Below are 22,564 nucleotides of genomic sequence, written 5' to 3' on the forward strand. Positions count from 1 at the left end.
TAATAACAAAGGGATGAACTATGTGGGGCGTACTTGCTGCATCACTGCTTTTCTTATCAATTAACCGGGTACTCTCCCTGTTTCTCTTGGCTTTATCTTTATCGATGGCCCTTTATCACGGCGTTTTGACACTGCCCGCAGCAGGGTTCTTATTGCTGACGCTGATAGTTGCGCTGCTACTGAGAAGATATCGTCAACAAAAATGGCTGGCTGCCGGGCTGGAGCTGCTTTTAGTCCTCGCCACCGCGGCCTTATTCCTGCATCTGATTCCAGGTTTTAACAACCTAAAAGTGTTGGATAAAGTGAAAGTCGGCCCACTCAGTGCCGCCTTTAGTATGTATTACAATCTTGATAAGGCATTGATACCCTTTATTTTACTCGCTTGCCTGCCAACCTTGTTTGTCGCCAAAAAACATCTTTCCACCAGCCGACTGGGCTGGATAGGTTTGATGGTCAGTATCCCGGCCTTGTTATTACTGGCGGTCGCCTTAGGCGGTTTGAAAGTTGAAATGCACACGCCGGCATGGATTGGCTCCTTTGTTATCGCCAATGTGTTTTTTGTGTGTTTGGCCGAAGAAGCGCTTTTCCGTGGTTATTTGCAGCAACGCCTGAGTCAGTGTCTTGGGAACTATCCAGCATTACTGCTCACCGCCCTGCTATTCGGTGTCGCGCACTTTGCTGGCGGCCCGCTATTAATGGTATTTGCCGCGCTGGCTGGGGTTATTTATGGTTTGGCCTGGCTGTGGAGTGGCCGCCTATGGGTCGCCGTTGCCTTCCATTTCGGTCTGAATTTGATGCATTTGCTGTTCTTTACCTACCCACTTTATTCCGCGCATTAAACCTGACTGCTCCCATCCGATGCCTGTTTACTCTACGGCATCGGGTTCTTTCATCACTAACAGGACATTTCTGCTAAATTGATGGATGAGAACGCTACCACTCTGGTTATCTTTGTCATGCCCGAGATTTCTGTGTTTTTTGACCTATCCTAGTGCATTCCCCTGTATTTATACTCCCACAGAGATTAAGCTAGAATAAAATTAAATGTAAACGATTCCATTATTGAGCGCAGATCACCTTTTCTCACATAATGGCGTGCTATCTTTCTTAGACAAAAGTCATTCGAGGAGTCTTTTATGTACGTACTGGTAACAGGTGGTAGCGGTTACATTGGTAGCCATACCTGTGTGCAATTGATTGAAGCTGGCTACAAACCGGTGATCCTCGATAACCTCTGCAACAGTAAATCCAGTGTATTGGCTCGGATACATCAATTGACCGGCTACACACCTGAACTTTATCAGGGAGATATCCGTGACCGCGCGCTGCTCGATAAAATATTTGCGGCTCATGCTATTCATGCTGTGATTCATTTTGCCGGCCTGAAAGCCGTTGGCGAATCCGTCAGTAAGCCGTTGGAATATTACAATAATAATGTCTTCGGCACCTTAGTCTTACTGGAAGCAATGCGCGCCGCCCAAGTCAAAAACTTTATCTTTAGCTCTTCGGCCACGGTATACGGCGACCAACCACAAATTCCTTATGTTGAAAGCTTCCCGACGGGCTTACCGTCCAGCCCGTATGGCCGCAGCAAATTGATGGTTGAGCAAATTTTGCAAGATGTGCAACTGGCTGACCCACAGTGGAATATGACCATTCTGCGCTATTTCAACCCGGTTGGAGCCCATCCGTCGGGGCTGATGGGGGAAGATCCACAGGGCATCCCGAACAACTTGATGCCGTTTATTGCGCAAGTTGCAGTCGGCCGCCGTGAGTCTCTCGCCATCTTCGGCAATGATTACCCCACGCCAGACGGCACTGGGGTGCGCGATTATATTCATGTGGTCGATCTGGCAGATGGGCATGTTGCGGCCATGAAAAAGCTCCACAATCAACCCGGCGTGCACATTTTCAATTTAGGTGCCGGTGTCGGCCACAGTGTTTTACAGGTGGTCGAGGCATTCAGTAAAGCTTGCGGCAAACCGCTGGCCTACCACTTTGCCCCACGTCGTGAAGGCGATCTTCCGGCTTACTGGGCAGACCCGACCAAGGCCGCAGAACAGTTGGGCTGGCGTGTCAGCCGCACACTGGATGAGATGGCGGCTGATACCTGGCGCTGGCAATCACATAATCCTCAGGGCTATCCCGATTAAGGTATTGTTATGACTGATTTTAACCCTGTGGATCATCCACACCGTAGATATAACCCATTGAGTGATCAGTGGGTATTAGTGTCGCCTCATCGAGCCAAGCGTCCTTGGCAAGGTCAGCAAGAAGCGCCCGCAACACAGAGTTTACCGGCGCATGACCCTGATTGCTTCTTATGCCCCGGTAACACTCGGGTGACCGGCGATGTCAACCCGGATTACCCGTCAACCTATGTGTTTACCAATGACTTTGCTGCGCTGATGCCCGACACACCTGATGCTCCGCACAGTGATGACCCATTGATGCGCAGCCAAAGTGCGCGCGGCACCAGCAGGGTCATTTGCTTCTCACCAGACCACAGCAAAACACTGCCGCAGCTGACACTGTCAGCACTGGAAGATGTCATCCAAACCTGGCAACAACAAAGTGCTGAGTTGGGTAAAATTTACCCTTGGGTGCAAGTGTTTGAGAATAAAGGGGCCGCCATGGGATGCTCGAATCCTCATCCACATGGGCAAATTTGGGCCAACAGTTTCCTGCCAAATGAAGCGGCGCGGGAAGACCGCCTGCAACAAGACTATTTCCAGCAACATCAATCACCTATGTTGCTTGATTATGCCGAACGTGAGCGCCGTGACGGCAGCAGAACTGTCGTAGAAACCGAGCATTGGTTGGCTGTCGTGCCCTATTGGGCGGCGTGGCCATTTGAAACCTTGCTGCTACCCAAAGCCCATGTTGTGCGCTTAGAAGACTTATCGGATGCGCAAAGTCGCGATTTGGCGATTGCCCTGAAGAAACTCACCAGCCGTTATGACAATTTATTCTCCTGCTCTTTCCCTTATTCAATGGGATGGCACGGCGCACCTTATAACGCTGATGACAACACGCATTGGCAGTTGCATGCACATTTTTATCCGCCATTACTGCGCTCCGCGTCGGTGCGTAAATTTATGGTAGGTTATGAAATGCTGGCCGAAACCCAGCGAGATCTTACAGCAGAGCAGGCGGCTGAACACCTGCGGGCAGTCAGTGATGTTCATTATCGAGAAGCCGGAGTCAAATAATGAGTTTAAAACAACATACCCAGGCCATTTTCCGCCAACAGTTTAGCCATGAACCTGATATCACTATTAAAGCACCGGGCCGTGTCAATCTGATTGGCGAACATACCGATTATAACGATGGTTTTGTGCTGCCCTGCGCCATTGATTACGAAACCGTAATCAGTTGCGGTAAACGCGATGATCGCCAGATTCGTGTCATTGCGGCTGATTATGAAAATCAGCAAGACATTTTCTCGCTTGATGAGCCGATTGTCCCGCATTCGCAATATCGTTGGGCTGATTATGTGCGCGGCGTAGTGAAATACTTGCAACTGCGCCATGCCGATTTTGGCGGCGCTGATTTGGTTATCAGTGGTAATGTCCCGCAGGGTGCCGGCCTAAGCTCATCGGCATCTTTAGAAGTGGCTGTTGGTCAGGCGCTACAATCACTTTATCAATTACCGCTGAGTGGGGTGGAGCTCGCACTTAATGGGCAAGAGGCCGAGAATCAGTTTGTCGGCTGTAACTGCGGCATCATGGATCAACTGATTTCCGCTCTGGGCAAACAAGATAACGCGCTGTTGATCGATTGCCGCACCCTTGAAACTCGTGCAGTTCCTATGCCCGAAAATGTGGCGGTGGTGATTATTAACTCCAATGTGAAGCGGGGTTTGGTTGACAGCGAATACAACACTCGTCGCCAACAATGTGAAACCGCAGCGCGCTTCTTTGGTGTCAAAGCCTTACGCGATGTTGACCCCAACCTGTTTTTCTCCATTCAAGATGAGTTAGACCCGGTGGTGGCAAAACGAGCTCGCCACGTCATTACCGAAAATGAACGCACTCTGGCCGCAGCAGATGCACTCGCGGCCGGTGATTTGAGATTAATGGGCCAATTGATGCACGAGTCTCATATTTCGATGCGTGATGATTTCGAGATCACAGTTCCGCCGATCGACAGCCTGGTGGATATTGTGAAATCCGTTATTGGGGAGCAAGGTGGTGTTCGTATGACTGGCGGTGGTTTTGGCGGCTGTATTGTCGCGCTGATGCCAAATTCGCTCGTCGAGCGGGTTCGTGCTGCTGTAGCTCAGGAGTATCCAGCTTATAGCGGCGGCAGAACTGAAACCTTCTACGTTTGTCAGGCTTCACAAGGAGCGGGTTTATGCTAAAAAACGACGCTGCATCACCCAGCAGTGTTGACCAGTTAGCACCGGATGGTCATCCCTTTGAATTGACCGAGTTACATAATAAAGCAGGCATGAGTGTGACACTGATGGATTGGGGTGCCACCTGGATATCTGCCCTATTGCCGCTCAAAGGGGGCGAGAAACGCGAGGTGCTGTTGGGTTGCCAAACCCCTGCCGACTATCTGCATCAGGCAGCCTACCTTGGCGCAACTGTTGGTCGTTACGCCAACCGCATTGCTAACGCGCAAATCACCGTAGAGGGCGAAACCCTCCATCTCATACCGAATCAAGGCGATAACCAACTGCATGGTGGCCCAGAAGGGTTCCATGCCCGGCGCTGGAAAAAAGTTAAACAAGATGAAAAGCAGGTCACTTATCAACTGCAATCTCCTGATGGCGATCAGGGATTCCCCGGTAATTTGACTGCTGAAGTCCAATATCTGTTGACCGAAGATAATCGCGTGGAAATTCACTATCAGGCACAGGTCGATAAAACCTGCCCGGTCAACTTGACCAACCATGCTTATTTTAATCTCGATGGCGAAGGGCACGATGTCCGCGCCCATCGATTGCAGTTGTTTGCAGACCGCTACTTACCCGTCGATAGTGATGGGATCCCCACCGGCGAGCTAGAAAGTGTTGAAAAAACCGGCATGGATTTCCGTCAAGCAAAAACACTGGCGCGTGATTTCTTGCAAGACCGTTGCCAGCAACGGGTTAAAGGCTATGACCATGCCTATTTGCTGCACCGGACTTGTGGGGCCACGGAAAGCCCAGCGGCTCATCTGTGGTCCTCTGATAATCAAGTTCAAATGAGTGTTTACACTACAGCACCCGCATTGCAACTATATAGCGGCAATTTCCTCGGTGGAACACCCGCGCGCCATGGCGGAACCTATGCCAGCTACACCGGTGTCGCACTGGAAAGTGAATTCCTACCTGATAGCCCTAATCATCCGGAATGGCCACAACCGGATTGCTGGCTAAAACCCGGAAAAGTCTACCGCGCCACCACCGTTTATCACTTTATCGCGCTATAACAGTATTGCCGCTCCGGCGGCAATACTAATGGCATAAGGTATAACCGAAACTACCCATATTCAGCACTACCATCTACGCTTAACTGCATCTGTCGGGCGTTGGTATCATCTGTGACCTGCCCTTTCAGACCCTCAAACATTATCTAAGGAATTCCTATGCGTCTAACTACCCTATGGTTACTCTCAGCCGGATTGCTGCTCAGTGCGAATGTGATGGCGGCGGATACAGCAAAAACCCCCTCACCGGCCCAAGCCGCGCAACAGAAAAAAATGACCGACTGTAACCAGCAGGCGACAACCCAATCCCTGAAAGGTGAAGATCGGAAGAAATTTATGAGTCAGTGCCTAAAAGCACAAGTTCATCCTGATGAGAAAGCCCTGACCCCGCAGCAACAGAAAATGAAAAGCTGTAATGCCGAAGCAGCAACCAAAGAGTTAAAAGGTGATGCACGAAAAACCTTTATGAGCACCTGCCTGAAGAAAACCGCTTAATCTCTCCTCGGAAATAATCACGTATTTACCTATATGGAGCCTTTAGCGCTCCATATATCACTTTACTGCCCCTCATTTTTCGTGATTTGTTTTTCACCACCACAGGCCACAACCTCGATATTTTATCTTGCCAGTCAAGATAAAGTTAACAGCGCTAATGTATAAAACACACCCTCAAACTTAAAACTCATTAAATATCAATAAATTAAATATTATTAAACTGATGCCAAACTGATACTACATAAATTAAATATTAAGTTAGGATTATTATCAATGCAAAGAAAAACACCCGAGGATTTAAATGATGGGGATGGATAACACAAATTATGAAATTTACTCAGACGAATCTAACCTTAACACTCTTCAGAATTTAGGTGAGTCAGGAAAAGATATTAAAATAGGCATCATCGACGGCTTAATAGAAAAAAACCATCCTATTCTAAACCATCTGAATATTCATTATTCATTTGTGAGTGAAGAAAAGCAAACCACACACGGTACTGCGGTATGCAGCATTGTGGGAGGGAAAGGTGTTGGAATTGCTGAAAATGTTGAGGTTTACAATATTCCAGTATTCCATGAGGACTCGCAGGGAGAATTACAGGGATGTTCTGAGTTAACACTTGCCAAAGCAATTAATGAAGCTCGCCAGCAAGGATGCCATATTATTAATATTAGTGGTGCATCATTATCGGTAAATGGTCGTGGCTCTGATGATTTGCGCAAGGCGGTAAATCATTGTCAACAAGCTGGAATACTGATTATTGCAGCGGTAGGAAATGAAGGTATTGACCAAGAATCATTACCTGCCTCTTTAGATTCGGTATTAGCAGTCGGTGCTTGTGATAAAAATGGATATCCAGCCAAATTTAATAATTTTGGTCATAAATTACGAAAAAAAATGTTGTTAGCACCTGGGGTATCAATGCCCGCAGCCATAACAGGTCACAATATTTCTCTGGTTTCTGGCAGTAGTTTTGCTGCACCTGTTATCACCGGATTTTCTGCATTAATTATGCGGGCGCTCTCCTTACATGGAAATAATCAGGCAGCAAAGGTGGTCAATAGATTGTTATTTAAAACCGCCACAAAGTTACAGTCGCCTGTTTTAGAACGCCAGATATTTACATTGCATCGGCTTAATATTTCATCGTTACTCCAGCGCGTACAACAAGAGTTAACACTCCACCAACAAAATAGGAATGCCATTATGCCAACTGAAGATAGTATTATTACTCCATCATCAACTGATTTATATTCTACACCTGAAAATGTGATAACTCCCGCAATTGAAGCAAACGAGAGTTATATTATTGAAGCATCAAATTTATCTTCTCAGCCGCAAAGCTCGAGTTTAACTTTACCCAAAATTAATGATTCGGCAGCCAATAACTATGTCCATGCTCCTATAAATAGAATTAAACCACAGGCTGACTTTGATGCGCGTCATGTTCGTCATCAGGAAAAAGTCTTTCTGATTGGAACTATTGGTTATGACTTTGGAACAGAAGCGCGATTAGATTATTTCACTCAAGTTATGGGTAATGGCCAAGGTCATCCTTTTGACCCGCAACAGATGGCAAAACATCTGGTAGCCGGGGATAATATTGAACAATCCGATGCATTAATTTGGGTACTAAAAGTTGATGGGATTCCTGTTTATGCTATAAAACCCGATTCGCAGTTTGCCGTATTGGAATATGCACGAATAGTCAACTTTTTGAATGATCAAGAAGAAGAGGGAGTAGAACGTGTTTCAGTTTCGGGAATAATCACTGGGGAAACACGCCTCTTTAATGGGCAAGTCATTCCAACCGTAAGCCCAGTATTGCGCGGTATGTTTAATTGGAAATCTCGTGACTTAGCTGAATTGGTCATGGGTAAAGATGCCCTGGGCACGCCAAAAACTGATGAGTTAATGAACTTTATTAATCGTATTTACTACGAATTACGTAATCGCGGTTATGACTCCCATGAACGTGCAATTAATTATGCGGCAACCAATGCCTACCAAATGCGTGAGGTTTTTGACGATGCCTATAAAGAATCTTTATTTCTTAATACAATAAGTGCTGCGGTAAGCCCGGTAAGTCGTCCTGATTCAGACTGTTGGGATGTAGTATTAGAATTCTTTAATCCTAAAGAAAGATTGACTACTGCCCGTAAGTTATATCGCTACACTATCGATGTAAGCGATATTATGCCGGTAACAATTGGAACATTACGCAGTTGGTATGTCTATTAATCCTAACATTCTCTCTATTTAATATTTGTCGTCATTCGACGGCGATAATCCGGTGATTAAATTCACCACTACATAAAAACATGAAGGAAATAAACATGAAACTTCCAATCCAAGCGCAAAGTGTTAATCGTTCCAACCGTATTGCTGAAGCTAAAATGGCAGGTGTTAATCCAGCATTTTGGGACTCAGTACTGAGTGTTCTGAAAAAAGCAGGCCAAGGTGCACTTGCAGGCGTATTAGGTTAATAATTAAGGTGCACAATGATTAAATTGTGCACCTTATATTTTGACCATCTCTAGTTAAAGTAAAAGAAAATGGAATTTCACCCAATACAGTTAACTATTTTGTTTAGTATCTTTATTGTCACATTTAATTTATTACATTAATCTATTCATGCACTCGTCAGTATTATAGTTTTCATGGAAAAAGTTTATTTAAACTACTCTACCTAGGGACATGAATAGATTATTTTTACTAAAATTTATTGGTTGAGGTTAGCGATATGTCAAACAGCGGTGTACAGATAAACGCTTCAGAACTGAGACGCCTTAGATTAAAAAAAAATTGAGCCAAGAGAGGCTTTCTGAGCAAAGCTTGCGCTTAAAGTGCTATGTATCAATAGCAACGTTAAAAAGAGCTGAATGTGGAAAACCCATATCCAGGCAAACGCTTTACAAATTAACTAAATTTTTTGATGTAGAGACTGCTGTTTTAACTTCAGTCAACACAGATAAAAACGGCGAATTTGTTACTGACTTCCAACCAACATTGCAACCCATAGTGATCAACTGGAGTCTTTTATCTACATTAACAGACACTATTGAATATGAGTATATTACTTACATTTGCAGTGAACTTCATGCATCATTAATTAAGCTAAATAGCGACGAGGCCGTGAGTAAAGTCTTTTCAGGCATAAAGTAATATATATAATCATTATAGATACCATAGCGTTATTTGAGTAGGTACTGAATATTGAGTTCAAAATATCACCACTACTGACGTTTATATAATTACAAAACAGCTATAAATTTTAGATTATTTTACAACTAATTTTGCATTTGCGAATATGCTTTATTAAATTTCATCTCTGAAAATAAAATTAGCAAAGGAATAAATAATGAAACTTAATCTGATTAAACTTCTACCTGTTCTTTTATTGACTGCATGCACAACAACAAATCAACCTACAACGCCCGAAAGCACACTATCAGCGCCTATCGTTACAGAGCAAAATTTGGCTACAGCGACTATTGATAACTGTCTTGTCGGCTGCCCGACCGGTGGTAGTAATCAAACACTTATCCGTAACGTATATACGCTGAACAATAACAGTCATACCAAATTTGCAAATTGGGTCGCATATAAAGTCACAAAAAATAGTCAGGCTAGCAACCACCCACGTAAATGGGCACAAGATCCCGACTTGCTAGACTCAGATACATTGGCACCGGCAGATTATACTGATGCTAATAAAAAATTGGCCGTAGATCGCGGGCATCAAGCTCCGTTGAGCTTACTCGCTGGTAACAAGGATTCGCAGGCGCTTAATTATTTGTCAAATATCACGCCACAGAAAGCAGCGTTAAACCAAGGTGCATGGGTGAGGCTCGAAGATCAAGAGCGCAATTTGGCTAATCGCCCAGATGTTACGGCAGTCTATTCCGTTACCGGCCCCTTATTTGAACGCCACATTGCCACACTGCCAGCGAAACCGACTGTCGAAATCCCCAGCGGATATTGGAAGGTCATTTTTATCGGCACATCCCCAGATAAAGGCCAGTATGCTGCATTCCTGATGGATCAAGATACGCCCAGATCTGCTAATTTTTGCGATTATCAAGTTACCGTTGATACCATCGAAGCAAAAACAAATCCTCAACTGACTATCTGGCCAAATTTGCCCGCTGATGTTGCCCAAATAATTAAGTCACGGAAAGGAACACTGGCTAAAACGATCGGATGCAATTAAATCGATTCAACCTCCGGCCTTACCTAACGCTAAAAAATTGGCTATGGTTAAACACTATCGATTGCTGTCTGCGGTCATCACGCAATATAATGATAATAGTTATCATTGAATATACCCTGAATAATTCAAGTTGCAGCAAGACAGTCAACACGTATGCAGCTTGAAGTTGTAATCGGTATAAATTAGTCATCTGAGGAGTTTGAACTATGGCAGTAACAAAGCTGGTTCTGGTACGTCACGGCGAAAGTCAATGGAACAACGAAAACCGCTTTACGGGTTGGTATGACGTTGATTTGTCTGAGAAAGGCCGTACCGAAGCAAAAGCAGCTGGCAAGCTGTTGAAAGATGAAGGTTTTACTTTTGATTTCGCATACACCTCAGTATTAAAACGCGCTATCCATACCTTGTGGAGCATCCTGGACGAACTGGATCAAGCTTGGCTTCCAACAGAAAAAACGTGGAAACTGAATGAGCGCCATTACGGCGCATTGCAAGGTCTGGATAAATCAGAAACTGCGGCTAAATACGGTGATGATCAAGTTAAACTTTGGCGTCGCGGCTTTGCCATCACCCCTCCAGCGCTGGATAAAAGTGATGAGCGCTTCCCTGGCCATGACCCACGTTATGCAAAATTAACCGATGCTGAGCTGCCAACGACTGAAAGCCTGGCGCTAACTATCGACCGTGTTATCCCTTACTGGGAAGAAGTCATCAAACCACGCATTGCCAGCGGTGAGCGCGTTATTATCGCCGCCCACGGTAACTCTTTGCGTGCTCTGGTTAAATATCTGGATAACCTGGACGAAGATGAAATCCTTGAGTTGAACATCCCAACAGGCGTGCCTTTGGTGTATGAGTTTGATGAAAACTTCAAACCAATCAAACACTACTATCTGGGTAATGCTGATGAAATCGCGGCTAAAGCAGCTGCGGTGGCGAATCAGGGTAAAGCAAAGTAATCATTGCGGATTAAAGTCATTAAAAAACCCCCGCACATCTTAGATGTCGGGGGTTTTTATTTGCCTGCAAACTAATTACTGGCGACGCGCTTTAACTGCATTTGATAACTGGCGCAGCAACACTTCGGTGTCTTCCCAGCCAATACAAGCATCTGTGACACTCTTGCCGTAAGTCAGCGGATCACCACTTTCCAGATTCTGGTTGCCCTCCACCAGATGGCTTTCAATCATCACGCCCATAATGGATTTTTCACCCTGAGCAATCTGACGGCAAACATCAGTTCCGACTTCCATTTGCTTTTTAAACTGCTTGCAACTGTTAGCATGGCTGAAATCAATCATGATTTGTGGTTCCAGGCCAGCTTTGCTTAACCCTTCTTTCACCGCTGCAACATGTGAGCTGCTGTAATTTGGCTCTTTGCCGCCGCGCAGAATGATATGGCAATCATCATTACCGGCAGTGTTAACAATCGCTGAGTGGCCCCATTTAGTCACCGACAAGAAGCAGTGTGGCGCGCTGGCAGCATTGATAGCATCAATAGCCACTTTAATGGTGCCGTCGGTGCCATTTTTGAAACCAACCGGGCAAGACAGGCCAGAGGCCAGTTCACGGTGAACCTGTGATTCAGTGGTGCGAGCACCAATAGCTCCCCAGCTCATCAGGTCAGCCAAGTATTGCGGGGTAATCATATCCAGAAACTCACCCGCAGCCGGCAAACCACTCTCGTTAATGTCTAATAGCAACTTACGAGCAATACGCAGACCATCATTGATGTTGTAGCTTCCATCCATATGCGGATCGTTAATCAGACCTTTCCAACCCACTGTGGTACGCGGCTTTTCAAAATACACTCGCATCACCACTTCAAGCTCGCCTTGTAGTTCTTTACGCAATGCCAGCAAGCGAACCGCATATTCTTTGGCGGCCTGGGTATCATGAATTGAGCATGGGCCAATCACGACCAACAGACGATCATCCTGAGCGCGCAAGATATTGTGAATAGCAGTGCGGGTTTTGGAGACAGTCTCCGCTGCATTGTTGCTGGCTGGAAATTTCTCTAACAGAGCGACAGGGGGCAGGAGTTCCTTAATTTCATTAATCCGTAGGTCATCATTCAGGTAATTCATAGCTCTTCCATTAAGTCTTGTGACGGTCATCGCACAACGTCTATCTGTACCAATCTAGTTGTACCAATCTAGCTGGTGAATTGAACGCTGTAAATCTACTTTATTGCATTAGGGGATCAGTACGGATAAACAACAATATGGGCATTATCTATAATACGTATCAATCATTGAATGAAATCCTATCAGGGTTAACATGCAAGATAGCTCCTGTTCCTTATTCACCTTTTATGATTAAAGGATAAATATGTCTGCATCATCATTTTTCCCGCAAGACAGCAACAGCAAGCGCCTGTTGATAGCCTTCGCTGTCACGACAGTGTTTATGATAGCCGAGGCCATTGGTGGCTGGCTATCTGGTTCACTGGCACTTTTAGCGGATGCCGGGCATATGCTGACAGATTCTGCTGCATTATTTATCGCCCTAATGGCAGTCCATTTTTCTCAGCGTAAGCCGGACTCTCGTCATACCTTTGGTTATTTGCGCCTCACCACTCTGGCCGCTTTTGTTAACGCCGCAGCATTATTGCTGATTGTGGTTCTGATTTTTTGGGAAGCGGTAAGGCGCTTTTTCACTCCCCATGAAGTGATGGGGGGGCCGATGTTAATCATCGCTATTGCAGGGTTATGTGCGAATATTTTCTGCTTCTGGATACTTCATCGCGGCGAGGAAGAAAAGAATATCAATGTGCGGGCCGCTGCCTTGCATGTTATGGGCGATTTGTTAGGTTCTGTCGGAGCTATCGTCGCAGCAATAGTTATCCTGACAACGGGCTGGACCCCTATAGATCCAATTTTGTCAGTATTAGTCTCGGTGTTAGTGCTGCGAAGTGCCTGGCGGTTGTTGAAAGAAAGTTTTCACGAGCTGTTGGAAGGTGCGCCACAGGAGATTGATATTGATAAATTGCGCAAAGACCTATGCTCCAGCATATATGAAGTGCGAAACGTCCATCACGTCCATTTATGGCAAGTCGGCGACCAACGGCTGATGACACTGCATGTGCAGGTGATCCCACCGCAGGATAATGATGAATTATTGCAACGAATTCAGCATCATCTGCTGCATCATTACCATATTGGCCATGCCACCATTCAAATGGAATACCAACACTGCGAAGCGCCGGATTGCGGCATTCATCAAACCGTTAGCTCTGGAGAACACCATCACCACCATTGATGGCAATCAGTCAGACAAATACTCGGCAGAACTTCGCCTGACTGACCTGCCATCAACAGCTATTGGGCAGAAGTATTAATCACTCTGGGTGGACAGTGGGCGTGAATGATTTCGCGCCGCACTCTTGATCCACAGCCAAGAGCCATTCAATGCAATCAGTGTCAGTAATACATATTCCAGCGCCATGGCATAAACGCCCTGATAAGCAAAAATTGCCACACTGATGACATCAATAACCACCCAAATCAGCCAGTTTTCAACATACTTACGGGTCATCAAAATCATTGCCACAATAGATAAGACCATCATGGTGGAGTCCCAGAATGGGAAGGCATCCGGCTGCAACTCAGGCATTTGGACATTGGCTCCCAAACTTTGCATCACGGTCACTGCGGCGCGGGTCAACCAGGCAAATACAGTATCAATATGCAACGTCATCAAGGCGATACCCGCCACACAAACTGCGCCCCAAGCCAATGCTTTCGGTAAAGATAGCCAACGAATTTTCAATTCAGCTTGGTTATCAGAAGTTTGTTTGCTCCAGGCATACCAACCATAAATATTGGCAACAAAGAAGAACAGTTGTAATAACAAGCTAGCGTAGAGTTGAATCTGGAAAAAAATCACCGCGAACAATGTCACGTTAATCAAACCAAACAGGTAGTTGATGATTTTCTCTTTGCTGGCAAACCAGATACACAGCAACCCAAACAGCGTCCCAATTGCTTCTATCCATGAAAGGTCATATCCCCCCGCTCCCAGCGGGATATGCACCAATATGTTGCTCGTACTGAAGAAATCCATCTGGGGTCCTTTTTGCGGTTAATACAACTGTTTTATCGTGATAATCATTTTAAAAAGAATAAATGTTTACGCATTGCCTTTGATCTGGAGCTTCAACTGGTTGGCAAAATCCAACATGCGATTTAGCGGTATCAGCGCCTGCTGACGCAATTTTTCATCAACATGTATCTCATGCATCACTCCGCCCTGCTCCAGGCCCTCAGCAATCGCTCTGAGGCCATTCATCGCCATCCACGGGCAATGCGCACAGCTTCTGCAAGTTGCACCTTCGCCCGCTGTCGGTGCTTCAAATAACTCTTTATCTGGGCAAGCCTGCTGCATTTTATAAAAAATGCCCCGATCCGTTGCCACGATCAGTTTTTTCTGGGGCAGTGTTTTGGCCGCCTGAATCAGTTGGCTGGTTGAGCCGACCGCATCAGCCATATCGACTACCGCTTGTGGCGACTCTGGGTGAACCAACACCGCAGCATCGGGATGTAATGCTTTCATCTGGGCCAACGCCTGGGTCTTAAACTCGTCATGGACGATACAAGCCCCCTGCCAACACAATACATCTGCACCACTCTTTTTCTGCACGTAGCTACCCAGATGGCGATCCGGCGCCCAGATTATCTTCTCACCCAAGCTATCGAGATGCTCAATTAGCTCAACGGCAATACTGGAAGTGACGACCCAATCAGCCCGGGCTTTTACGGCTGCCGAGGTATTGGCGTACACCACGACGGTGCGGTCAGGGTGGCTGTCGCAAAATGCAGCAAATTCATCAGCAGGGCAGCCTAAATCCAGTGAACATTCAGCATTGAGGGTCGGCATTAATACTTGCTTTTCAGGATTGAGTATTTTGGCCGTTTCCCCCATAAAACGGACGCCGGCGACCAGCAAAGTTGACGCGGGGTGGTTGTTACCAAATCGCGCCATTTCCAGCGAATCGGCAACACAGCCGCCAGTCTCTTCGGCCAAGGCCTGAATTTCGGGGTCAGTATAATAGTGAGCGACTAACACAGCATCGCGTTGCTTCAGCAGTGTTTTGATTTTCTCACGGTAAAAGGCTTTTTGGTCCACATCCAGCGGGACAGGCCGCGCTGGGAAAGGGTAAATAGCCGCATTCACATCAAAAGTTTCGCTCATCGCTCACATCTCTAATTGCCAGTTATTCCGGAGCCACGATACCTATCAGGCCGCCAGTAAGATTGGTTTGTTTTTTATCCTAAACAAAATACTCAATATCAAGTAAAAAGTCGCCCGATTTTGTCTGATAATGGCAAAAATGTTTAATAGAGTTAAAAATGAGGTGGGAAATTGAGTAGCGGAAAGGATATTAGAGGATTATAGGGGTTATATTTAGGATGAAAAGGAAATAGCGAAAGATAGCGAGGTGATTAAGCAAAACGGTGAAGATGATTGTTAGGACACTCCTGAACGCAGGGTCACACCCACAAGACATTGTGTAATATGCGGATTCTGAGTTTCGGGGAGTATTACGATACTGGATAGAATGGTGGGTCGTGCGGGATTCGAACCTGCGACCAATTGATTAAAAGTCAACTGCTCTACCAACTGAGCTAACGACCCGCTGTGATGCGGCACTGCTTACTTTTCACTATTTTGCATCTTCATAATGGTGGGTCGTGCGGGATTCGAACCTGCGACCAATTGATTAAAAGTCAACTGCTCTACCAACTGAGCTAACGACCCATTATGTTTACTGCTTGATGATAATTCGCTACCCGTCGCGCGGAACAAATCCACTCGAGGTATTTTAGACAAAACAGGAAGAGGAATATCTATGCGATGATTTCAACTTCTGACATTCAAACACAACTACGAAAGAATGGTGGGTCGTGCGGGATTCGAACCTGCGACCAATTGATTAAAAGTCAACTGCTCTACCAACTGAGCTAACGACCCGCTGTCATGCGGTACTGCTTACTTTTCACTATTTTGCATCTTCATAATGGTGGGTCGTGCGGGATTCGAACCTGCGACCAATTGATTAAAAGTCAACTGCTCTACCAACTGAGCTAACGACCCATTATGTTTACTGCGGACTATAATTTCCTGCTGCTTTAACGTTTTACAAGTTGTCTTGGCAACGGCGGCATATATTACTAATTTCTCTTCACAGTGCAACTTAAATTTCTGTAAAGACGTCTAACTGCTTGTTCTTCACTCGCTAAAGCCCAGAAATTAGTCAATAAGACCAATTACTGGGCTCGAAAAAAGCTAAAGAGCAGATAAACGTTTCTGTGCCTGTTTAGCAGCATCAGTGTTGGGATATTGCTTGATCACTTGTTGATAAACGGCCTTCGCTTTATCACTTTGGCCTTTATCCTGCATGATCACCCCAACTTTAAACATGGCTTCTGAACTTTTTGGGGACTTCGGATAATTCTTTACAACAACAGCATAATAATAAGCAGCGTCGTCTTTCTTACCTTTGTTGTAATACAACTGCCCTAACCAATAATTGGCGTTAGGTTGGTAAGTCGACTTTGGATACTGTTTCACAAAACCTTGGAAAGCAGTGATCGCTTGATCATATTGCTTTTTCTCAAGAGCCAGCGAAACGGCCGCATTATAATCGCTGTTTTCATCACCAGTACTTGCTGCAGGAGCCGCTGTAGCCGTAGCAGCGCCTGAAGCTGCAGTATCAGAACTCCCAGCCGCTGAATTATCTGTTGCAGCGCCAGCAGCCGCAGGAGCTGCTGTTGAAGCCCCCTGACCACTGCTCAGGGCATCCATCTGCTGATAGATCTGTTTTTGCCGCTCAACAATTTGATTGAGCTGATACTGATTTTCTTGGATCTGACCGCGTAAACTATCTACATCACGTTGTGAATCTGATAGTTGTTGCTGAAGTTGAGTTAATAGTTGGCTGTGAGCGTTGGAAATACGCTCAAGTTGAGTGACCCGATCTTCTACCGAGCCGGAGCCGACATTACTGATTGGCGCTTGGGCAGTAGCGGCCCATGGGACCGCTACGCCAACCAGTAACGACAGACCCACTAAGTGACGTCTGAAGTTACTGTTCATGCGATTCTCTTAGTAAACCAGAACTGCACGACGGTTTTTAGCGAACGCTGCTTCGTCATGGCCCAGTACTGCTGGTTTTTCTTTACCGTAAGAAACGATAGAGATCTGGTCAGCAGAAACGCCTTTACCTTGCAGATACATTTTCACTGCATTAGCACGACGCTCGCCCAACGCGATGTTGTATTCTGGCGTACCGCGTTCATCCGCGTGGCCTTCAACAACAACTTTGTAAGATGGGTTGCTACGCAGGAATGCAGCATGTGCATCCAGCATTTGAGCGAAGTCAGAACCGATATCGTATTTATCGAAACCGAAGTAAACGATATTGTTCTTTTGCAGTTCTTGCATCTGAAGACGCGCTTGCTCTTCGGAAGACAGGTTGCTGCCATTTTCTGTACCAGTGCCAGCGCCCATGCCAGATTGGTCATTATTTGCGCTTTTGTTAGAACTACAAGCAGCGATAGCCAGAACTGGCAATGCCAACATCAGCCCTTTCAGCACTTTGTTCAGTTGCATCTCTTTGATCCTTTTTTATAGTTTGCCATACATACGTATTTACACATGCATCACAGATACGGCGACCAGGCAGGAAATTTGACCTGTCCATCAGTTGCCGGAAGACGCGCTTTGAAACGCCCATCAGTCGAGACCAGCTGTAACACGGCTCCCAGCCCTTGTGTCGAGCTATAGATAACCATGGTGCCGTTAGGCGCGATACTAGGCGTTTCATCCAGGAACGTGTCCGTTAACACTTGAACGGCTCCCGTTACTAGATCCTGTTTAGCGATGTGTTGTGCCCCACCATTGGAACTAACCAATACCAGGAACTTACCATCAGGACTCACATCTGCGTTCTGGTTCTGAGAACCTTCCCACGTGATTCGCTGCGGCGCACCGCCATTAATATTCACTTTATACACTTGTGGCCGACCGCCCTGATCCGAGGTATAAGCCAGATTTTGGCTATCCGGGAACCAGCTTGGTTCTGTGTTATTGCTACGGCCATCAGTTACCTGACTAATTTGGCCTGAGCCCAAGTCCATAACATACAAGTTCAAGCTACCGCTTTTAGACAAAGCGAAGGCCAGTTTAGAACCGTCCGGTGAGAAGGCTGGCGCACCATTATGACGTGGGAATGAAGCCACTTGTCTAATTGCACCATTAGCCAGCGTCTGGATAACCAGTGCTGATTTGCCACTCTCAAAAGTGACGTAAGCAATTTTGCTACCATCTGCAGACCAGGCTGGTGACATCAAAGGCTCTGGAGAACGGTGAACCACAAACTGATTGTAGCCATCGTAATCAGAAACCCGCAATTCATGTGGGAATTTGCCGCCGTTGGTTTGCACCACATAAGCAATACGGGTGCGGAAAGCACCTTTAATCCCGGTCAGCTTTTCAAATACTTCATCGCTGGCAGTATGCGCGGCATAACGCAACCACTGTTTGGTCACTTTATACTGATTTTGCGCCAAAACGCTACCGGCCGCACCAGAAGTATCAACTAACTGGTAAGAAACCACATAGCTACCATCAGCACTTGGTTGCACCTGACCAACAACTACAGCATCAATACCCAACGCCGTCCAAGCCGCTGGCGTGACTTCCGCCGCAGTAGAAGGTTGCTGTGGCATACGAGCCGCATCAATTGGGTTAAATTTGCCACTGTTACGTAAATCCGCGCCAACAATAGCGCCGATTTCTTCAGGTGGTGTACCCGGCCCCATCCATTTGAATGGAACAACCCCAATTGGACGAGCGGAGTCTACCCCTTGGGTAATCTCAATTCGAACTTCTGCGTGTAAAACAGAAGCCCATAAAACTAAAAAGCCTAGCGCAACACGAAATGCCTGCTTCATCTTATCTCCCTTATCCGAGCGGGATGCCCGCGATAATTAGCAGAATTTTAACAAACCAACGCAAACAAAACTACATAATCTATGGTTGATTGACAGAGTTATACACTGCCAATCAAGCTTTATTGCGGTTTAAAATCAAGTGGAACATTCTTAAACACTTCATAAACATCCTGACTTGGAGGTTTAGGTATTTTAGCAAGTTTCGCCGCAGCGATAGCAGCCTGGCACAGTGCCGGGTCGCCCCCTTCTGCTTTAACATCAATTAATAGACCATCTGGTGCTAATTTAATTCGCAGATTACAGGTACGGCCTTTGTAAAGATCTGCATCATAAAATTTACTTTGGATAGCGGCGGTCACCTGGCCCAAATAGCCACTGATATCACCCGCTGATGCCCCGCTCTTCTTACCACCGCCTTTACCGGCAGCAGCAGCTCCAGCACCTGACCCACTTTTCGGCGCATTCTTAGAGTTTGCCAAGCCGCCAAACAAGTCATCAACATCTGTTGCAGCAGAAGCTTCTGCTGCCGCTTTTTTCTTGGCCTCAGCTGCTGCGGCTTTTTTAGCGTCAGCTGCTGCTTTCTTCTCAGCATCAGCAGCAGCTTTCTTCTCAGCGGCGTCTGTTGCGGCCTTTTCAGCAGCTTCTGCGGCTTTCTTCGCATCAGCATCAGCTTGTTTCTTCGCCGCAGCGGCGACAGCGGCCTCTTTTTTGGCCTCAGCTTCCGCTTTTTTCTGAGCTTCAGCCTGCGCTTTCACCAGTTTATCGGCTTCCGCTTTAGCTTGAGCCGCAGCGGCCTCAGCCTGCTTCTGCTCTTCTTTTGCTTTAGCAGCGGCGGCGGCAGCGGTTTTCTGTTGCTCAGCGGCTTCTTTTTGCTGTTCCGCAGCTTGTTTCTTCTGTTCTTCAGCCGCCTGCTTTGCATCTTCTTGCGCTTGCAGACGCTCTTTTTCCAATTCTTTCAGGCGCTGTTGTTCTGCCGCCTGCTTTTGCTGCAACTCTTCTGTTTGCTGCTCTGCTTTCTTCTGGCGTTGCTGTTCCGCCCGTTTAGCGTCCGTCTGCTGCTGTTGCTGACGGTTATATTGCTCTGTCACCGCTCCTGGGTCGACCATGACGGCGTCAATAACTTCACCGCCAGCACCGCCGCCGCCCATTTCAGTCGTCTGCGTCAGAGAGCCCCAAATCAACAGGGCAATCAATATGATGTGCAGAACCACCGACACTATAACAGCGCGATTCAGCTTATCATTTTGCTCGGTTGCCTTACCCACGCTCGATTTCCACACTCGATGTCCGCGATCTATTGCTAAAAAACGGAACTGCTAAAAACAGGGTATCTACTGACTGGACTGACTATCAATCCAGCCAATATCAACGCAAATTTATATCGGTTGAGTCATTAAGCCCACCGATGTGACTCCAGCCTGATGCAACATATTGAGGGCCTTAATAATTTCATCATAAGGAACCTCTTTCGCGCCGCCGATCAGGAATACAGTTTTCGGATTCGATTTTAACCTTGCTTGAGCCTCTGCCACCACTTGTTCTGAGGGCAGTTGCTCCATCCGCTGATGGTCAATAACCAGCGAGTATTGGCCCACACCTGATACTTCGACAATCACCGGAGGATTATCATCACTGGAGACTGTTTTAGAATCCGTGGCGTCAGGTAAGTCCACCTCAACGCTTTGCGTGATAATCGGTGCTGTCGCCATAAAAATCAGCAATAGCACCAGTAAGACGTCAAGCAAGGGAACAATGTTAATTTCAGACTTAAGCTCGCGCCGCTTACGACCACGTACTCGCGCCATACGACCCCCTACTTATTTGCTCTCGGCGCTGGCAAAAGCCTGGCGATGCAGAATAGCAATGAACTCTTCCATGAAGTTGTCATAGTTTTGTTCAAGTTTATTCACACGCTGATTCAGGCGGTTATAAGCCATAACAGCAGGGATTGCGGCAAACAGACCAATCGCGGTCGCAATCAGTGCTTCAGCAATACCTGGCGCGACCATTTGAAGTGTCGCCTGCTTGACTGCACCCAGAGAAATAAAGGCATGCATAATCCCCCATACTGTACCAAACAGGCCGATATACGGGCTGATTGAGCCGACAGTACCAAGGAAAGGAATATGAGTTTCCAGCGCTTCTAACTCACGGTTCATCGAGATGCGCATGGCACGGGAAGCCCCATCAATAACGGCTTCGGGCGCATGGCTGTTTGCGCGATGCAAACGAGCAAACTCTTTAAATCCGGAATGGAAGATTTGCTCGGAACCACCCAGCGTATCACGGCGAGCCTGACTCTCTTGATACAGCCGAGACAGCTCGATGCCGGACCAAAATTTGTCTTCGAAAGCTTCTGCATCGCGGGTCGCAGCATTCAGAATACGCGTTCGCTGAATGATGATCGCCCATGAAGCAATAGAAAAGCCCATCAATACCAGCATGATAAGCTTAACGAATAGGCTTGCCTGCAGGAATAAATCCAGAATGTTCATGTCAGCCACTACTTAAACTCCGCGACAATAGACTTAGGAAGCGCTCTTGGCTTCATTTGGTGTGGATCGATACATGCGATCAATACTTCTGCACTACTCAGAAGATTGCCATGTGAGTCGAGAATTCGTTGAGCAAACGTGAGAGAAGCCCCACGCATTGCGGTAATTTCACTCTGAACGTCCAGCATATCATCAAGACGTGCGGGCGCCAGGTATTCTACCGTCATGCGGCGGACAGCGAAAGCGACATGCTCACTGAGCAATTGCTGCTGGTGAAAATTGCGTTGGCGCAACATTTCTGTGCGCGCCCTTTCGTAAAAGGCAACGTAGCGTGCGTGGTAAACCACACCACCAGCATCGGTGTCTTCAAAGTAGACACGAACCGGCCATCGAAACAACGTATTACTCACTCTACTTCCCAGTAATGCAGTTAACGGACACACTATACTGAAGAGCGTTAAGCTTTGGAATCACTTGCGAGAATAGAACGAAAATAATTATGGGCCAGGCGGCCCATAAAGGAGAGATTGTGTTCAGATTAGGCGAAACGTTGCAAGATTAGACAAAAAAGTAGAATAATCCCGCGCCCAAGATCACAATTGCTGGAAGTGGTGAGAAAAAAGCACGCAACCACATCCGTTTTGGACGAAAACCAACGCCATGAATCACACCGGTACACACGGCCCACACAATAAAGGCCTCTTGCCAGACTTCAAGTGAGCTGGTTGCCGCCGCGAAACGCGAAGGATCCCAAAACACACAGAAAGCCACAGCAAATGCGAGCACCAGTGAAAGGGCCCGCAGTGGGCCCTTATCCATTAACTCATATAGCTTATCGGACAACATCATCTTCGCCATTATTAGCGGCTTTCGCTGCTGCATTGGCTTCACTCTGCTCCAGCGCCAGAGCAGTAATGATACCAAAGGAGCAGGCCAGAAGTGTCCCTAGAATCCAGGCAAAATACCACATGCTTTATGCTCC

The 22,564-nt window shown here is 46.6% G+C and carries 23 protein-coding genes and 4 tRNA genes; 11 read left to right on the plus strand and 16 right to left on the minus strand.

Annotated elements, in window-relative coordinates:
• Window positions 1-20 precede the first annotated feature (20 nt).
• The 10 genes from F0T03_RS14935 to gpmA all read left to right on the plus strand — a co-directional run bounded on the left by F0T03_RS14935 (window position 21) and on the right by gpmA (window position 11,089).
• Window positions 21-839: a CPBP family intramembrane glutamic endopeptidase gene (locus F0T03_RS14935; protein ID WP_159679240.1), complete on the plus strand. Its 819-nt coding sequence runs from the start codon at window positions 21-23 to the stop codon at window positions 837-839.
• Window positions 840-1,136: 297 nt separating this feature from the next.
• Window positions 1,137-2,153, plus strand: coding sequence for a UDP-glucose 4-epimerase GalE (gene galE / locus F0T03_RS14940; RefSeq protein ID WP_159679242.1), 1,017 nt, complete (start codon window positions 1,137-1,139; stop codon window positions 2,151-2,153).
• A 9-nt stretch (window positions 2,154-2,162) separates the two neighbouring features.
• Window positions 2,163-3,212 carry a galactose-1-phosphate uridylyltransferase gene (gene galT, locus F0T03_RS14945; protein ID WP_159679244.1) on the plus strand — a complete coding sequence of 350 codons (1,050 nt, stop codon included), beginning with the start codon at window positions 2,163-2,165 and terminating at the stop codon, window positions 3,210-3,212.
• Window positions 3,212-4,363, plus strand: coding sequence for a galactokinase (gene galK / locus F0T03_RS14950; protein ID WP_159679246.1), 1,152 nt, complete (start codon window positions 3,212-3,214; stop codon window positions 4,361-4,363). The genes galT and galK overlap by 1 nt, the downstream gene beginning before the upstream one ends.
• Window positions 4,357-5,421 (plus strand): galactose-1-epimerase, encoded by a 1,065-nt coding sequence (gene galM, locus F0T03_RS14955; RefSeq protein ID WP_159679248.1) that lies wholly within the window; start codon window positions 4,357-4,359, stop codon window positions 5,419-5,421. The genes galK and galM overlap by 7 nt, the downstream gene beginning before the upstream one ends.
• A gap of 156 nt (window positions 5,422-5,577) precedes the next feature.
• Window positions 5,578-5,913, plus strand: coding sequence for a PsiF family protein (locus F0T03_RS14960; RefSeq protein ID WP_145556636.1), 336 nt, complete (start codon window positions 5,578-5,580; stop codon window positions 5,911-5,913).
• 304 nt (window positions 5,914-6,217) lie between these two features.
• Window positions 6,218-8,158 (plus strand): PatA/PatG family cyanobactin maturation protease, encoded by a 1,941-nt coding sequence (locus F0T03_RS14965; protein WP_159680928.1) that lies wholly within the window; start codon window positions 6,218-6,220, stop codon window positions 8,156-8,158.
• A gap of 95 nt (window positions 8,159-8,253) precedes the next feature.
• Window positions 8,254-8,403 (plus strand): hypothetical protein, encoded by a 150-nt coding sequence (locus F0T03_RS21560; RefSeq protein ID WP_004708955.1) that lies wholly within the window; start codon window positions 8,254-8,256, stop codon window positions 8,401-8,403.
• Between the two features lie 875 nt (window positions 8,404-9,278).
• Window positions 9,279-10,130 carry a DNA/RNA non-specific endonuclease gene (locus tag F0T03_RS14970; RefSeq protein WP_159679250.1) on the plus strand — a complete coding sequence of 284 codons (852 nt, stop codon included), beginning with the start codon at window positions 9,279-9,281 and terminating at the stop codon, window positions 10,128-10,130.
• A gap of 206 nt (window positions 10,131-10,336) precedes the next feature.
• Entirely contained in the window at window positions 10,337-11,089 is a 753-nt protein-coding gene (gene gpmA, locus F0T03_RS14975; protein ID WP_145554740.1) for a 2,3-diphosphoglycerate-dependent phosphoglycerate mutase, read from the plus strand.
• Window positions 11,090-11,164: 75 nt separating this feature from the next.
• Here gpmA and aroG read toward each other — a convergent pair whose 3' ends face one another.
• A complete protein-coding gene (gene aroG / locus F0T03_RS14980; protein WP_159679253.1) occupies window positions 11,165-12,217 on the minus strand; it encodes a 3-deoxy-7-phosphoheptulonate synthase AroG in 1,053 nt (350 codons plus the stop codon).
• A 244-nt stretch (window positions 12,218-12,461) separates the two neighbouring features.
• Here aroG and zitB point away from each other — a divergent pair, with 244 nt between their 5' ends.
• Window positions 12,462-13,391, plus strand: a complete 930-nt coding sequence (gene zitB / locus F0T03_RS14985) for a CDF family zinc transporter ZitB (RefSeq protein ID WP_159679255.1) — start codon at window positions 12,462-12,464, stop codon at window positions 13,389-13,391.
• Between the two features lie 75 nt (window positions 13,392-13,466).
• On the opposite strand, the gene pnuC is transcribed toward zitB, so the two are convergent.
• From pnuC to cydX, 15 genes are all read right to left on the minus strand, one after another.
• Window positions 13,467-14,195, minus strand: coding sequence for a nicotinamide riboside transporter PnuC (pnuC, locus tag F0T03_RS14990; RefSeq protein ID WP_145554737.1), 729 nt, complete (start codon window positions 14,193-14,195; stop codon window positions 13,467-13,469).
• A gap of 66 nt (window positions 14,196-14,261) precedes the next feature.
• Window positions 14,262-15,323 carry a quinolinate synthase NadA gene (nadA, locus tag F0T03_RS14995; protein ID WP_145554736.1) on the minus strand — a complete coding sequence of 354 codons (1,062 nt, stop codon included), beginning with the start codon at window positions 15,321-15,323 and terminating at the stop codon, window positions 14,262-14,264.
• A gap of 368 nt (window positions 15,324-15,691) precedes the next feature.
• Window positions 15,692-15,767: transfer RNA gene (locus F0T03_RS15000), tRNA-Lys, on the minus strand.
• Between the two features lie 47 nt (window positions 15,768-15,814).
• Window positions 15,815-15,890: transfer RNA gene (locus F0T03_RS15005), tRNA-Lys, on the minus strand.
• A gap of 137 nt (window positions 15,891-16,027) precedes the next feature.
• Window positions 16,028-16,103, minus strand: a tRNA-Lys gene (locus tag F0T03_RS15010).
• Between the two features lie 47 nt (window positions 16,104-16,150).
• A tRNA-Lys gene (locus F0T03_RS15015) sits at window positions 16,151-16,226 on the minus strand.
• A gap of 192 nt (window positions 16,227-16,418) precedes the next feature.
• Window positions 16,419-17,228, minus strand: a complete 810-nt coding sequence (gene cpoB / locus F0T03_RS15020; RefSeq protein WP_159679257.1) for a cell division protein CpoB — start codon at window positions 17,226-17,228, stop codon at window positions 16,419-16,421.
• A gap of 9 nt (window positions 17,229-17,237) precedes the next feature.
• Window positions 17,238-17,744, minus strand: coding sequence for a peptidoglycan-associated lipoprotein Pal (gene pal / locus F0T03_RS15025; RefSeq protein ID WP_004393299.1), 507 nt, complete (start codon window positions 17,742-17,744; stop codon window positions 17,238-17,240).
• 50 nt (window positions 17,745-17,794) lie between these two features.
• Entirely contained in the window at window positions 17,795-19,087 is a 1,293-nt protein-coding gene (tolB, locus tag F0T03_RS15030) for a Tol-Pal system beta propeller repeat protein TolB (RefSeq protein ID WP_159679259.1), read from the minus strand.
• Between the two features lie 119 nt (window positions 19,088-19,206).
• Window positions 19,207-20,352 (minus strand): cell envelope integrity protein TolA, encoded by a 1,146-nt coding sequence (tolA, locus tag F0T03_RS15035; RefSeq protein ID WP_162526960.1) that lies wholly within the window; start codon window positions 20,350-20,352, stop codon window positions 19,207-19,209.
• Window positions 20,353-20,463: 111 nt separating this feature from the next.
• Complete coding sequence (gene tolR, locus F0T03_RS15040) at window positions 20,464-20,892, minus strand: colicin uptake protein TolR (protein WP_004393306.1); 429 nt, start codon at window positions 20,890-20,892, stop codon at window positions 20,464-20,466.
• Between the two features lie 12 nt (window positions 20,893-20,904).
• Complete coding sequence (gene tolQ, locus F0T03_RS15045; protein WP_004393307.1) at window positions 20,905-21,591, minus strand: Tol-Pal system protein TolQ; 687 nt, start codon at window positions 21,589-21,591, stop codon at window positions 20,905-20,907.
• On the minus strand, window positions 21,591-21,992 hold the full coding sequence (gene ybgC / locus F0T03_RS15050) for a tol-pal system-associated acyl-CoA thioesterase (RefSeq protein ID WP_145552922.1): 402 nt from the start codon (window positions 21,990-21,992) through the stop codon (window positions 21,591-21,593). Before ybgC ends, tolQ begins: the two co-directional genes overlap by 1 nt.
• A gap of 148 nt (window positions 21,993-22,140) precedes the next feature.
• Window positions 22,141-22,428 carry a cyd operon protein YbgE gene (gene ybgE, locus F0T03_RS15055; RefSeq protein WP_181952298.1) on the minus strand — a complete coding sequence of 96 codons (288 nt, stop codon included), beginning with the start codon at window positions 22,426-22,428 and terminating at the stop codon, window positions 22,141-22,143.
• Window positions 22,415-22,552 carry a cytochrome bd-I oxidase subunit CydX gene (gene cydX, locus F0T03_RS15060; protein ID WP_004393309.1) on the minus strand — a complete coding sequence of 46 codons (138 nt, stop codon included), beginning with the start codon at window positions 22,550-22,552 and terminating at the stop codon, window positions 22,415-22,417. The genes ybgE and cydX overlap by 14 nt, the downstream gene beginning before the upstream one ends.
• Window positions 22,553-22,564: the final 12 nt, after the last annotated feature.

The organism is Yersinia canariae (assembly GCF_009831415.1).
Lineage (GTDB): Bacteria > Pseudomonadota > Gammaproteobacteria > Enterobacterales > Enterobacteriaceae > Yersinia > Yersinia canariae.